The 13,800-nt window shown below is 46.8% G+C and carries 11 protein-coding genes; 3 read left to right on the top strand and 8 right to left on the bottom strand.

Going from position 1 to position 13,800, the window contains the following annotated elements; all coding sequences use genetic code 11:
* The first annotated feature begins 406 nt into the window (after window positions 1–406).
* The 3 genes from ACFQPF_RS12445 (at window position 407) to ACFQPF_RS12435 (ending at window position 3,058) form a co-directional block, all read left to right on the top strand.
* Window positions 407–1,051 carry a hypothetical protein gene (locus ACFQPF_RS12445; protein WP_379750060.1) on the top strand — a complete coding sequence of 215 codons (645 nt, stop codon included), beginning with the start codon at window positions 407–409 and terminating at the stop codon, window positions 1,049–1,051.
* A gap of 372 nt (window positions 1,052–1,423) precedes the next feature.
* On the top strand, window positions 1,424–1,741 hold the full coding sequence (locus ACFQPF_RS12440; protein WP_379750059.1) for a hypothetical protein: 318 nt from the start codon (window positions 1,424–1,426) through the stop codon (window positions 1,739–1,741).
* A 126-nt stretch (window positions 1,742–1,867) separates the two neighbouring features.
* The gene (locus tag ACFQPF_RS12435; RefSeq protein ID WP_379750058.1) at window positions 1,868–3,058 is read left to right on the top strand and encodes an oxalate decarboxylase family bicupin; all 1,191 of its coding nucleotides are present in this window, start codon (window positions 1,868–1,870) and stop codon (window positions 3,056–3,058) included.
* A gap of 66 nt (window positions 3,059–3,124) precedes the next feature.
* Here ACFQPF_RS12435 and ACFQPF_RS12430 read toward each other — a convergent pair whose 3' ends face one another.
* From ACFQPF_RS12430 to ACFQPF_RS12395, 8 genes are all read right to left on the bottom strand, one after another.
* Window positions 3,125–4,570 (bottom strand): S8 family serine peptidase, encoded by a 1,446-nt coding sequence (locus ACFQPF_RS12430; RefSeq protein ID WP_379750057.1) that lies wholly within the window; start codon window positions 4,568–4,570, stop codon window positions 3,125–3,127.
* Between the two features lie 273 nt (window positions 4,571–4,843).
* Window positions 4,844–6,286 (bottom strand): protein adenylyltransferase SelO, encoded by a 1,443-nt coding sequence (locus tag ACFQPF_RS12425; RefSeq protein ID WP_379750056.1) that lies wholly within the window; start codon window positions 6,284–6,286, stop codon window positions 4,844–4,846.
* A gap of 69 nt (window positions 6,287–6,355) precedes the next feature.
* Window positions 6,356–7,498 (bottom strand): Ger(x)C family spore germination protein, encoded by a 1,143-nt coding sequence (locus ACFQPF_RS12420; RefSeq protein ID WP_379750055.1) that lies wholly within the window; start codon window positions 7,496–7,498, stop codon window positions 6,356–6,358.
* On the bottom strand, window positions 7,495–8,586 hold the full coding sequence (locus tag ACFQPF_RS12415; RefSeq protein WP_379750054.1) for a GerAB/ArcD/ProY family transporter: 1,092 nt from the start codon (window positions 8,584–8,586) through the stop codon (window positions 7,495–7,497). Before ACFQPF_RS12415 ends, ACFQPF_RS12420 begins: the two co-directional genes overlap by 4 nt.
* Before the next feature lie 18 nt (window positions 8,587–8,604).
* Entirely contained in the window at window positions 8,605–10,149 is a 1,545-nt protein-coding gene (locus ACFQPF_RS12410; RefSeq protein ID WP_379750053.1) for a spore germination protein, read from the bottom strand.
* A gap of 2 nt (window positions 10,150–10,151) precedes the next feature.
* A complete protein-coding gene (locus tag ACFQPF_RS12405; RefSeq protein WP_379750052.1) occupies window positions 10,152–10,283 on the bottom strand; it encodes a hypothetical protein in 132 nt (43 codons plus the stop codon).
* A gap of 388 nt (window positions 10,284–10,671) precedes the next feature.
* Window positions 10,672–12,717 carry a YecA family protein gene (locus ACFQPF_RS12400; RefSeq protein WP_379750051.1) on the bottom strand — a complete coding sequence of 682 codons (2,046 nt, stop codon included), beginning with the start codon at window positions 12,715–12,717 and terminating at the stop codon, window positions 10,672–10,674.
* Window positions 12,718–12,816: 99 nt separating this feature from the next.
* The gene (locus tag ACFQPF_RS12395; RefSeq protein WP_379750050.1) at window positions 12,817–13,707 is read right to left on the bottom strand and encodes an alpha/beta fold hydrolase; all 891 of its coding nucleotides are present in this window, start codon (window positions 13,705–13,707) and stop codon (window positions 12,817–12,819) included.
* Between the last annotated feature and the right edge of the window lie 93 nt (window positions 13,708–13,800).

Raw genomic sequence — 13,800 nt, 5'->3', positions numbered from 1 at the left:
TTAAAAAACCTTCAAAACCAAGCAGCCTAATTAAAAAAAGCCGAAATTTCCCTTGTGAGGATTCTTTCGGCATTTTTAAACAAAGCAATTATGAAATTGATTCATATATTAATTTATTTCAATAACATCCACATATCCGCTCACTTTGTTGGCCACTAATAGCAGAGGTTTCCTGGTCGGGCTGTCCTTTGCTTCGATCGTTTAGCCCTTCTGAAGCGTTCAGTTTTTCGGGGTCCGGTACTACTCAACACTCTCCGCTGAAATACCCAGCGTTTTGGCCGAGTAGTACCGGACCCCATTACACATTAAACCATTGAAAATCGAAAACCGTCCCATAGTTCCATATACATCCAGCAGAACAGTTGTGTAAAATAAAGGAAAATGTGTTTTTTTCAGGAGGACTATCGTGGATTTTATCTTGACGTACAAATGGCAGTTCTTAATTGCGGCAGAGATTCTATTCTGGCTGTTCTTAGTATCCTTTCTTGTGCTGCGTTATTGGTTCAAGCTTCATAAAATAAGCGCGCTTTTCTTTATTCTTTTTATTGTTAACGACTTATGGATTGCGACGATGGCCTTTTTCGATTACCAGAAAACAGGTCAATTCTCGGCTTATCAATTCGTGATAATCATCTTCATCCTTTATGCCTTCACATATGGCAAGAGCGATTTTAAAAAGCTGGATCGCTTCATACAAGTAAAAGTAGCGCAATTAAAAGGAGAACCAGTTCCCGAGTTTCAAACAGCTCCTAAATTATACGGACGTGAATTGGCTAAACAAGAACGAAAGCATTTCGCCATCCATCTGGCCATTTTTTGTATCGCCCATCTTGCTTTCTTCTTCTTATTTGGACTACATGACCAGCTTTCGGAGCACCTGTCACTGCAGGAGATTTATAACAGCAAAGAAGGACTTTATCCGTTTAACAACACCGCGATTAATAATCTAAGCCGCATCTGGGGAATAATCCTCCTTGTCGACGCCATCATCTCCCTCTCTTACACGGTGTTTCCTAAGGAAGAGAAGAAATCGGTTTTTCTAGAGAAATAAGGATTCAGTTCTTGCCGTTCTTTTGGATTTCCAAACTGAACGGCTTTTTTTACATTGTATGGTTCGTTCACTTATGTAATAAACTGCTAAATGGGGGTGGTCATCATACAAACACCTAAATGGACAATGATTTTCATTACTTTCATGGTTGGCATGATGGTTGTAGTCAGCATTTCGCTAATTCTTCAATCAATAAAGGCAGAAAAGGCTGAAGCAAAATACTCTATACTTAACAATCACAAGGACATCCAGCGAGTTTTGACTTATTGGGAAAATCGCGGGAATGGTCGTACACATCTTATTAAACTGATTGAAGTAGTCCAATTAGGAACATCGAATACTTATATCGCCTTTTTTGAAATGGATTCAGACATGTTAGGAACAGCTATTCTAAAAGAAGGATCCAATCAAAAGCTAGATATACTAAACAGTCAATCTGGCGGCGGACCAGTGAGATACGACGGAGTGAAAACGAACCATGGGGATTATGGCATTTTAACGGGGAGAAAAGCAAACAAACAAATTCAATCTATTCGAGTGGAAGTACTAAACGACCCGTTAAAATTCACGGTTCAAGTTCCTGAGAAAGATTATTTCATTATCGTAAATCAGCTTCCTGACGGAAAAGGCAGTAAGCCATTTGCTGACCTTTACCTGTTGGATAAAAACAATGAAGAAATCACTCCATAAAAATAAGGGGTCCGGTACGCATTAAATAAATGGCCGCGATTACAGCCGATTTCGCAAATGGGTACCGGACCCCGGATCTTCTGCATACGATAGACTACTGCCTAGGAAACAAGGAGGATCTTTTTTATGGATAATCAACGTCCTCGAAATCAAAACGGTCATGAATCCATTCCACAGCCGATACGAAGTGACGGGATGGGCTGGTGGGATTACGGTCCGCGTAACGTGATGCGCGACATCCAGAATCCTGATTTGCTCGTGCCCCCTAAGACGGATGCTGGGACATTGCCTAACTTACGGTTTTCTTTTTCAGATGCGAACATGCAGCTGAACTATGGGGGCTGGTCGAGGGAGGTGACGGTCCGTCAGCTTCCAATCGCTACAACACTTGCAGGAGTGAACATGGCCCTGACGCCAGGCGGCATACGCGAACTGCACTGGCATCAGCAAGCCGAGTGGGCAATTATGCTAGTAGGAAGTGCGCGCATTACGGTCGTTGATCAGAACGGACGCAATTTTGTGATGGATATTGGCGTAGGTGACCTATGGTATTTTCCGCCGGGCATTCCCCACTCTATACAAGGGCTTGATAAGGGCTGTGAGTTTTTGCTCGTTTTTGATGATGGCACCTTCTCAGACTTAAACACGCTATCGATTTCCGACTGGTTCGCGCACACGCCAAAAGAAGTGCTGTCTGCGAACTTCGGTGTGCCGGAAAGTGCCTTTGATAACATCCCGAAAGAACAGCTGTACATTTTTCAAGGCCAGGTGCCAGGTCCGATTGAGACACAGCAAGTACCGGACCCCTATGGGACAGTCCCGCTCAGCATGTCTCACCGGCTGCTCGCCCAAAAGCCGCTTGAGTTTCCAGGCGGAAACGTGCGTATTGCGGATTCTAGAAACTTTCCGATTTCAGAGCGCATAGCGGTCGCTTTTGTAGAAGTGAAGCCAGGCGGCATGAGAGAGATGCACTGGCATCCGAACGCCGACGAATGGCAATATTATATCTCTGGAAAAGGGCGGATGACCGTGTTTACCGGTGACGGAACGGCGCGGACGTTTGATTACATGGCAGGCGATGTTGGCTATGTACCGAAGGCGACGGGCCACTACATCCAAAATACCGGCAAAGAAAGCTTGTGGTTTCTGGAAATGTTCAAAAGCGACCGATTTGAAGATGTATCGCTGAACCAATGGATGGCGCTCACTCCACCACAGCTCGTCCAGCAAAATCTGAACGCCACGCCAGAGCTGATGAACGCATTGCGTAAGGAAAAATGGCCGGTCGTGAAGTATCCGGGGTATGGGATTTACTAGCTTGGTAGTCGGGGTCCTTTACACATAAAGAAAGTGCACCCACAAAGGGATGCACTTTCTTACTTTTTACTTAATATTTTTCAAGAAATTATAGATGTTGGCTTCTCCTGCGCCGTAAAGAGGATCCGCTCCAACTTTTCCGAAATCAAGCGCCGTTTGTCTTAGAGCAGCGGCTACTTGCGCTGGTGTGTATTCTGGATGAACAGACTTGATCACTCCTGCTACACCAGCCACTTTAGGAGCGGCCATTGATGTTCCGTGCAAGTACGAATAGCCGTGCCACTTGCCGTCAGAGAATTGAGTTGTTGCATTTGGACCAACAGGGTAAGAAGGATATGTGGAAAGCGTGCGATACGTGAAGTCGCGTTTGTTTAAATAGTTCCCTGCTGGATCTTGGCGGAAAAGGCTATCGTACAACGGACCGTTATCTCCACCAGGTCCTGCCACATCAATAACGCTTCCATAGTTGGAGTAGAAGGCAATGTTTTCCTTTGACCACTGGTTAGAAGAAGAAACCGTTACAACGCCTGGAAGCTGTGCAGGTACCACACGAGAAGGTCCTTTAATATCAAGACCATATCTTGTTTTCCAATATTCCTGCATATCGTGAATATTGTTAAGGTCCATAGAGTCATTACCAGAAGAAACGACTACCGTAGCGCCCTTCTTAATTGCATACTGAACTGCGCGGTGATAAGCGACCATCGAGGCAGACTGACCTTTTTCATCTAGGTTCTGTGCCATCCAGCGCCAGCCGCCGATCGACATGTTGATGACTTCTACTCCATCGTTCGCTGCAGCAACTATCGCATCCGTGATCCACGATTGCTGAGCACCGCCTGTTGCTCCAAAAACGCGATACGCTCGAACCGTTAAGTCAGGCCCGACACCTTTCACCTTACCGTTTGCGGCAATAGAACCCGCCACATGCGTACCATGTCCATTTTTATCCCAAGCATCTGTTGTTCCAGGAACGAATGTCTTAGAACCAGCCAGGTCTGCGTTCGCCGCTAAATCCGGGTGGCTGAAATCAATCCCGGTATCGATTACGGCAACGACCGTTTTTTCATCTCCGTCGTTGATCTTGTAAGACTCACCGTTGTTCGTTAGGCGGTGCATATCCCATTGCTTGTCCCAATAGCTAGGTGCTGCCGCATCAAGTGTTACTTTGTTTCCGTCTGCCGTACCAGGAGTGAACGCAGTTGTATCCTGCATCTCCAAATAAGCCTCAAGCTCTCTGTCAGCTGCCTCGATATTGCTGTCACTTTTAATCTTTGTCAGAAATTCAGGGTCTTGTGACTGAACTTCTACAATTCCTACTTCTTCTATTACTCTCTCAACTTTTCCACCTGCTTTGGCGATTGCACTAGAAAAGTTAGAAGGCAGATTTCCTTTATAGGCGATTACATATTGATCCGATCCGGGTGCAGCACTTGTTTTTTCAGGCTGAACTCCAGCCAGTAAAGAAAAGGATAATGCCGTACAAACCGATAAAACGCCTAGCTTTTTCATCAACATCGCTCCTACCATTCATTTACGTTCGACACGTATACTATTATTTTAAAACTAATTCCAGTAAAACCATGTCGAATAGTGGAGTTAAATGGATAGAATTTTTCGACAATTACTATTTAGGTATAATTACTCAACGTTACAAACCAAACTTTACACCTGCAATACTTACCACTTGAATAAAATAGTGACTATAGAACTAATATTGATATAGTTTTCAAGAGACACAAAAAGACCCGCCGAAATCGACAGGCCTTCACATTACTTTTTAATTTACGTCCCGCAAAACGTTCGATAAGGCTCGCCGCCAGGCGCATCACCCGGCGAGGCATACTCCGCTTGCTCAGCCGAGTGCGCATACGGATTGCGCAGCACCGCAACGAGCCGCTCCATCACGCTGTAATCGCCACGCACACCTGCGGCAAGCGCCTCTTCCACTCGGTGGTTGCGCGCAATGACCGCAGGATTGCTGCGGCGCATCAACGCCTCACACTCTTCAGTGGACTGATTCTGCCTCGCGCGCCTCGCTTCCCATTTCTCCTGCCACAACCCAAACGCTTCGGAACAAGAATTCACTCTTCCAAACGTCAGCTCCACAAACGTATTCGTATAATCCGCTTTTTCACTCTTCATCACTTCCAGCAGCTCAGCAACAAGCGCAGCATCTTCTTTTTCCTCATTAAAAAGTCCTAGCTTCGCCCGCATACCAGCAAGCCACTCCGCTTCATACAAATCGCTGAACTGATACACCGCGTCCTGCGCCATCTTCACCCCTGCCTCTTGATCATCCGAAAACAGCGGCAGCAGTGCTTCGGCAAACCGAGCCAGGTTCCAGCCGCCAATACGAGGCTGGTTAGCATACGCATAGCGCCCTTGCACATCGATCGAACTGAATACCGTCGCCGGGTCATACGAATCCATGAACGCGCACGGACCGTAATCAATCGTCTCGCCGCTGATCGTCATGTTATCGGTGTTCATCACGCCGTGAATAAAGCCGGCAAGCTGCCATTTCGCGATGAGCGACGCTTGGCGTTTCACCACTTCCAAGAGAAAACCAACATAATCCCCCGCCACGTCCGGATAATGACGCTCTATCGCATAATCCGCAAGCGCCTTGAGCTCGTCCAAATTCCCTCTCACATGCGAGGCATATTCGAACGTTCCAACACGCAGATGGGTCGCCGCCACGCGTGTTAACACAGCACCAGGCAGCGCACTTTCACGGTACACCGGCTCTCCCGTCGCCGCGACAGCGAGACTGCGCGTCGTCGGGATGCCGAGTCCGTGCATCGCCTCGCTAATAATAAATTCCCGAAGCATCGGACCGACCGCCGCGCGTCCGTCACCACCGCGCGAATACGGCGTCCGCCCGGAACCTTTCAGCTGAATATCAAAACGTTCTCCACTCGGCGTCACTTGTTCGCCAAGCAAAATCGCACGGCCGTCACCGAGCATCGTAAAGTTACCGAACTGATGTCCCGCATAAGCCTGCGATAAAGGCTCCCCGCCAGGAGGCGCCACGTTCCCTGCGAAAACATCCGTTAGCTCCTCATGACTCACACTCAATCCAAGTTCCTCTGAGAGTGCCTCGTTCACCACAATCGTCTTTGGTGCCGCGACAGGATTGAGACGTACTTTTGTAAAAAAAGCTTCTGGCAACGAGGTATAGCTGTTCTGCAGATTCCATCCTGCTGTATGATTGTTTTGCTTCATGTTATGTTGTGCTCCTTATCGTCTATGTCGTCACTTTACCGTGATTATACCGTGAACGGACAATAACGACTAATTCCGCGTATTCTTTTTCCCGATCATTCCGTAATCCTTAATCGACAGATCGGCCTGATACGTGATGGAAACCTCACTGAACGTTTTGTCCCAGTTTCCTTTCACCTCATTCCACAACCGCGGATAATGAATGCGCAGCTGATTGCCGAAGCCGGCCACGTCCACTTTATATTCTTTTTGCATTTTTTGAATGACGTTTCCAACGAGCCGCTCGACTTCTTTTTCTGCTGCTTTTTCAATGCGTTTCAAGTTTTTATTTTCAAATGCAGGCCTTTCGTTCGGATTCCAGTATTCGGCGACTCTTCCGTCTGATGTGATGAGCACATTAAACGAAATTCGTCCATCCATTACGGTAGGGGTAATCTTGCTTTTCAACGACTTGATTTCATAAAAGATTGGATGCTCATTCTCAGATTGATACGCTTTAACAGCGCCGCCCCTGCTGTCACCAGTAAGCCAGTTATAGCCTTCAATTTCTTTTTTGCTAAACGTACCGATCATTTTGCCTGATTTGCCTTTTATAACGGCGGCACTGTCGAACTTGATGTGGCCCTTTGGCGTCTTCACAATTTGCTGCATAAGAAAGCTTGTCCCGCTCGCGAGTTTGGCGAAGGTATCAGTAAGCGTAACTGGCTTCAACAGTCGGGTAGTGAGCTGCTGGGTCGCAATATCATGAAGACGCAGCGCCGGAATGCCTCTGTCTGAGAGCTCGAGCGTTTCTTTTGCCTTATCCTTGGCAATGAACACAATCGCACTGCCGCGAATATCCATATCGCGGTAATGCAGATCCATGAGCTCTTCTAGATTCAGCTCTCTCGCTACATCACTTGCAACTACAATGGATTTTTGGTGCGCGCCAAAAATAAATCCTTCCTTTTTCAGCGTTGTCTCCCATCCGATTGGCTCAAGCGATACCCCTTTTTCCGTAATGTTCAAATAAGGCTTTGTACCCATTGCGCCGGCACCTTTATTGGTTTGAATCGCACCTGGAACAACATATTGCAGCGTTGAACTAAACTTCCCGTTCTCCGCCTTATCAATCGCTGATCCGACAATAATATTGAGCTCCTCGATAGACCTGCTGCTCCAGCATCCGGACAGCAGCGGAACAATCAGCAACACACTCAAACACCGCTTCATGCCCGCTCCCTCCTCACAAACGATATTAAGAGGAGCAGTCCCGGAATTGTTGCGAAAATTAAAAGACCAAATTTTGATACCCAGTCACCTAAGGCGAACAGAGAGTTGATGTTTTCTGGTGTCATCGCGATTAAATAGACGACCGGCAGGATAGCCCAATAAAAGGTTTTCGTATCTTTTTTGAACACTTCAGCAAGCCCCATTGCCACAGCAAAGTACGACACGATAAATGTGGAGAAAATCTCCATGATCCAAATTACAAGCAGCAGAGAGTCGAACCGTTCAAAGAATAACCCTTTAATTTCGTAGCCTCTTATAAAGGTTAACACCGGCCACGTCTGGCTCAGCACCCCCTCTACCGACAATGCGCCGATAATGACCACCACCGTGATGGCGTAAAAAATGAGCGGAACGCCAATGCCGATCAAGACCACCTTTTTCGCTTTTGCTTTATTTTTCATAAACATATAAATAATTAAAATGATTTCATAACCGCTGTACGAGAGCGCGGTCGCCGGAACACCGTCAACAATTGGCTTCACGCCCATGCCGAGCACCGGGCGAAGGTTATCAAGTTCGAAAATCTTCAGTCCGAGAAAAACAACCAATATGAAGAAAAGAACCGTGATGGGGAAGATGATTTCGAGAAGGCGCGCGACGGCATTAATGCCGCCAAGCGTTAAATAAAGACCGATCCATATAAATGGCATAATCATCGCCCATGTCGGTGTGCCGGGCAACAAAAACAGCCCGGTCGTTTCAACCATGATACGAATTTCAAGAGCAGCGAGCAGCAGAAAGTAAACGACGACCGCCAAGTTGATAAGTGATCCGATCGTCTTACCGACAATTTCCTGGTTGTATTGATAAAACGTCTGATCCGGATAGCGCTCACACAGCTTAACCATAACGAGCGCGATCACCATCGAGATGAGGCCGCCGATGATCACCGTTATCCAGGCGTCCGGCGTCATCATTTTTTCCGTCGCTACTCGGGGCAGTGTCAGGATACCTGCGGCAAGCATCATGTTGATTAAGATAATCGCGGTTTGCGAAGAGCTGATTTTATCAACCGGCGTCTGGTTCATTTTCTGCATCTCCTTTCCTTATTTTCTCGTCTGATCCTTTGTCTGCAGCTGATCAGGCCGTTTTTTCATTATAAAAAGCGGCGCGCGAATCATCATATCGAGCCAGTCTTTGACGCGATACGGCGATACAGGGCTCAAATAGGGCACACCAAAACTTTTCAGCTTCACCAAATGAGCGCCGAGCAGAAGGAAGAACAAGATCACACCGTACAAGCCAAGCATCGCCGCAAAAAACATGGCGATAAAACGCAGCATCCGAAGCGCGATGCCTGCATTATATTGCGGGACAGAAAACGATGTGATCGCCGTGACAGCGACCACGATAACCATGATTGGACTCACGATTCCTGCCTGAACCGCCGCTTCGCCAATGATCAAACCGCCCACGATTCCAATCGACTGACCGATCGCCTTTGGAAGCCGAAGCCCCGCCTCGCGCAGTATTTCGAGCGATATTTCCATAATCAGCACCTCGATTAACGGCGGAAAAGGAACACCCTCTCGGCTGGCGGCAATGGAAAAAACAAGATTGGTCGGAATCAAGCCTTGATGAAACGAGACGAACGAAATGTAAATGGCCGGTGTGAACAGCGAGATAAACGCGGTTAAATAGCGCAGCATCCGGATAAGCGATCCGATCAGCCATCTTTCATAATAGTCCTCAGGCGTTTGCAGCAGCATGTTAAACGTGACCGGTGCGATGAGCGCGAATGGCGTGCCATCAAGGAAAATGGCGACGCGCCCTTCAAGCAAAGCGGCTAGCACACGGTCCGGCCGCTCGGTGTTTTGCACTTGCGGAAATGGGCTGAGAAAATCGTCCTCAATCAGCTGCTCGATATACCCCGACTCTTGCAGCGCATCGATTTTAATGCGCGTGACACGTTTTGTTACTTCCTCCAGCAGCCTCGGGTCCACGATGTCACTGATGTACGCGATCGCAACCTCTTTTTTCGACCGTTCACCGATTTCGTACGAGATAATGGCTAAGCTGTCGGTTTTGGCGATACGCCTTAGTATTGCGGTGTTTTGACTGATACTTTCAATAAAACCGATACGCGGACCGCGAACCATCGATTCTGACGGCGGCTCCTCCAAGCTTCGCGTCAGAATTGGCGATTCGCCGAACGTATAGCCATCCGCAAGCCCTTCGACAAGCAATCCGACCGAACCTGTCATGATACATGATGTGAGGGCGCTGACCGAATTCTGTTCTTTCAGCTCGCATATCGGCAATGCGCGTTCAAACAGATACTCTTTTACATTGTTAGTGTTGTGATTCTCGCTGTCCATCAGCAGTCCGTTCACGATAAAGTGATTGATAACCTCTTTATCAGACAAGCCTTCCACGTAAATGACGATAATTTTTAGCTGATCCGGTCCAAAACGATATTCTCGAAAGCGCACGTCCGAGTTGTGGCCGATCCGCTGTTTGACTGCGGTTAGATCGGCCGCTATGTTTCCAGAAATGTGCTTGTTGTTTTCGGTCTCAGCACGTTCCGGTTGTTGTGTCGTCGTACTTTGTGCCTCGGACTTTGGACTTTTCCTGCCTCTCCATCTCATCATCCTCACTCTTTCTCTAAAGAATGCATCCAGCTGTAGAACTTCGCGATGCTATAGGGTACGACAAACACAATGACTGCCTGCAAAAACACGAACATATCCGGTATAAAAGGGGCAATGACCTCCAACATATCCATCACCTCTCTGCAAACTTATTATTCTTACACAGCATCACCAGAAAAAGTGGGTTTTATACTAGTTTAAGAGGGTTTTAAGGAGTTAAGTTGCCGTTTATTCCGGCTCGATTCTGCATTTGCTGGATATGCGGGACTTTTACCTAATCACAGCCTTGTTTCGTCGGGTTGTGGCATGAATGTTTAGTCCGCGCGGGCGCGTTCTACACAATTGCGGGTCCGTTTCGGTGATTCGCGGGCATGATATAGGCCTCCGCGGGTCAAGTTCCGTACACCTCAGGCCCAAAAGCAGAATCCGCGGGCATAATTCCGTTTCCTTCCAAATCCACCAACATGAACACCATCAAAAAAGCCATCCCCACGAGTGGAGACAGCTTTCAATAAACCTATTCTACTCTCCTGCCAAAAAGGGCAATGCTCCTGGCGGAAAAATACGGTTGGCAAAGCTAAATTTATGCACGGTTTTAGAGGTTTGGACAATTTGTCCTTCCATCACCATGCCAGGGTGAACGATATTTTCGCGAAGAATAGGAGCGGGCAAGGACACATTGTAGGGTGAGCCTGTTGAAAGCTCTACTAGTTTCACCGATTTTGACAGTACTTTTTCAAACGCGAAGACGCCTTCTATTCCTTTTAAATTTTGAATATACGCCTGAGTGATATAGTCATGCGGAGCTGGATTGATGATACTTCTTAACTTCACCGCATCGAGTACATCATGTTTGTGCTCTTTCACCAACTTTTTTAGTAAAGGGGAAAAGTGATAATCGAGTTTTTCATCTTGATACGTTACGAACTGCATGAGCGCACTTAGAAAATGGGTGACTTGATGAACACTTGGTTCGTTATTCTCAATGACAAAATACTGAAACAGCATGATTTTGCCCCACTCATACAGACCCACGTCATCCCATGACTTGGCACCGATTTCGAGCAGACACATGCCTATAAGCTCTAGTGAATGTTGATACTTATTGGCGGTTGCCTTTGTCTTTCCTCTTGTCTTCAAATCAAAGAACTCTGAAAAATGCTCCAGGAAAAACGGAGCGTCACCATTCGCCTTTTTCTTCTTAACCGTACCCTTATGAAGAAGTGACGTCTTTCGTTTCGCACCGCCCGTTACAAACGGGGACAGCGGCAGGTTAAGCTCTTTCCTAACCGTATTGAAATCCTCGGTCACATCCTCTTCTGGATGCAGTCTTTTCATATCTTTTGAGCTTAAATGTTCAATCTGTTTTAAATAAAGAACTGCTTTTGCTGGCGGAAGATCCTTCAGCGCAGCGCCTAATGCAAATATCTCATTTTCCGTCTCTTGCAGCAGTTTTTTCTGGGCAAACAGCATAGCATAGTCCGGCACGATTTCATTAAAATAAAATACAAAATCAAGTCCGGTGTATTTTATCGTTACATTATGCTTTTGCTTTATAACCTTCTCATTCACAAGCTTTAGACCAAGCTTCTCCATTTTCTTCTTGAACGTGTCCGCTTCCTTCAAAATCGGCGAGTGAAACACGAGCTGATTACCTTTTATAACCGCTTTAGCCAGAATTTCATTCATCTCGACAGAAGACTTTAACAAGCTGTCACGATAAATGATTTCATCCGAGAGAAGGACGTATTCTCCATCCACAAGCGACCATTTGGAGGATTGTCTAAAACGGCTTTTTACAGCATCCCAGTTTGTTACCGTATACGTGAGTTCATAAATGTCTTCTTGATGAGGAACAACAGGAATGGGCGGTTTGTCTGCCTCTTTTAAAAATAACGATAACAGCCTTGGATAGTGTTCATAAAGGCAATCTGTATGAATGTTAGACAACTCGTCATACATGACCACTGCCGCTCCAGGCGCTGTCCAGAGCATGATGCCGTTTAAATAATAGGCGCCTTCAAATTCTTCAATCATGCCGAACGTCACGCTCCACGGGTGGATGTAATGCATATTCGGATCTCTGCCCATAAGGAACATTTCGCCCGTAAGCTTGTCCTGCACCATGACCCCTTTATCCACATGCTCAACACACTCGAGCAGACGAGGAACGAGCTCGCACCACTGCTTCAGCAGGCTGTGCTCATTTACATCAAGCTTAGTGCCCTCTTCATCCAGCAGCCACTCGACAGCACGCTTGTGATTGTCAAAGCGGTGATAGAAATGCAGATAGTATTGAAAGACCGTATCTTTCATGTCTGCCGGAAGTGGCGCCTTCATCTCCTTAAAGAACGCCTTTCTTATGCTGTTAAAAGGAATTCGCGGGTGTACTCGGTCCAAAAACAGATCAAGCTTCATACGCAGCTGCATTTTCAGCGAAATAAAACGGCCGAATCCTGTTTCCTTAACTGCCGTGGCGGTGGCGATGGCCGGGTCCTTTCCTGCACAGCATTTTTTATATTTTTTCCCGCTGCCGCAATGGCACGGCTCATTTCTGCCAATCATCATTTCAACAACCTTTCAATACGATCTTCTATTACGTCATATTAAATTTATGATAACATAACCGAAAAAAATACAGCCTAGCGCGTTGGCTAGACTGTAACACTATTTGTTCACATGTACACCTTGGAAGAACTTTAAAACCGCTTGACTCGCCTCGTCCGGCATTTGCATCCACACATAGGCGTGCAGGGATCCTTCTAGCTCCTTTATGTCGCAGCGATCCACTAATGCTGCAAAGGCGTTCATGCAGTGGACGATCTTTTCATCCGCCAGCTCGGCCTCGCTTGGCATGAACAGAACTGGGCATCGTACCTTTTTATAATAAGCTTCAAATGCATAGTCAAAATGCTTGGTTATAAAATCAATAAATACATCGTTGCTATAGTGGCTTGTATAGCGGCCGTCCGCTGTTTTGGCCAGCGTGCTTTTTATATACGCTGCAAAATGCTCGTTCCACAAATTTTCTTCTATAAACGGAGCACTATTTTCTTCAAGGTACTGCTCTGCAGTGTCGTATACCGGAACCTCGCGCTGTAAAAACTGTTGAACGCGCTTCTGCTTTTCTTCCTCTATTTCAGCCTTACTTCCGTTAAAGAGGCCGTATTCCCCAAGTTCGTTATACAGCGCACCTTCACACACAAGGGACATCACGATTTCCGGATGAGCCGCGGCGAGACTGACGCCAACCTCTGCGCCAAGCGAGCTGCCGACCACATGACATTCACTAATGCCAAGCCGCTTCAACAGTTCATACATATCATTCGCCTTGTCGTCGATATGATAGCCGATGCTATGTTTGTCCGACTTGCCGTGTCCGCGCAGGTCAGGAGCAATAACACGGAATTGCTCCGTAAAATAAGGCAGGACACCGTTCCAAATCGCTGACGTTCCTCCGCTAAAATGCAAAAACAGCACAGCCGGCTTGTTCTCGGCTTCGTTATCCCGTACATGCAGCTTTATGCCATTCGGCAATATGACCTCTTTTTCAATCATTGCGATAAACCTCCAAACAAAAAGACTTTCCCTGTAGTTTCTCCAACAACAGGAAAAATCCTTTAATAACTAGGAAGATGAATGTAGCATCAC

Source organism: Fictibacillus iocasae (assembly GCF_042665465.1).
Taxonomy (GTDB): Bacteria; Bacillota; Bacilli; order Bacillales; family Fictibacillaceae; genus Fictibacillus; species Fictibacillus iocasae.
This window is presented reverse-complemented; position numbering and strand designations above follow the sequence as displayed.

Excerpts from the sequence above, each read along its gene's own strand:
- ACFQPF_RS12435 (WP_379750058.1), top strand. The coding sequence starts at position 1,868 with ATGGATAATCAACGTCCTCGAAATCAAAACGGTCATGAATCCATTCCA.
- ACFQPF_RS12400 (WP_379750051.1), bottom strand. The coding sequence starts at position 12,717 with ATGATGATTGGCAGAAATGAGCCGTGCCATTGCGGCAGCGGGAAAAAA.
- ACFQPF_RS12440 (WP_379750059.1), top strand. The coding sequence starts at position 1,424 with ATGTTAGGAACAGCTATTCTAAAAGAAGGATCCAATCAAAAGCTAGAT.
- ACFQPF_RS12395 (WP_379750050.1), bottom strand. The coding sequence starts at position 13,707 with ATGATTGAAAAAGAGGTCATATTGCCGAATGGCATAAAGCTGCATGTA.
- ACFQPF_RS12430 (WP_379750057.1), bottom strand. The coding sequence starts at position 4,570 with ATGAAAAAGCTAGGCGTTTTATCGGTTTGTACGGCATTATCCTTTTCT.
- ACFQPF_RS12425 (WP_379750056.1), bottom strand. The coding sequence starts at position 6,286 with ATGAAGCAAAACAATCATACAGCAGGATGGAATCTGCAGAACAGCTAT.
- ACFQPF_RS12405 (WP_379750052.1), bottom strand. The coding sequence starts at position 10,283 with ATGGATATGTTGGAGGTCATTGCCCCTTTTATACCGGATATGTTCGTG.
- ACFQPF_RS12420 (WP_379750055.1), bottom strand. The coding sequence starts at position 7,498 with ATGAAGCGGTGTTTGAGTGTGTTGCTGATTGTTCCGCTGCTGTCCGGA.
- ACFQPF_RS12410 (WP_379750053.1), bottom strand. The coding sequence starts at position 10,149 with ATGATGAGATGGAGAGGCAGGAAAAGTCCAAAGTCCGAGGCACAAAGT.
- ACFQPF_RS12415 (WP_379750054.1), bottom strand. The coding sequence starts at position 8,586 with ATGAACCAGACGCCGGTTGATAAAATCAGCTCTTCGCAAACCGCGATT.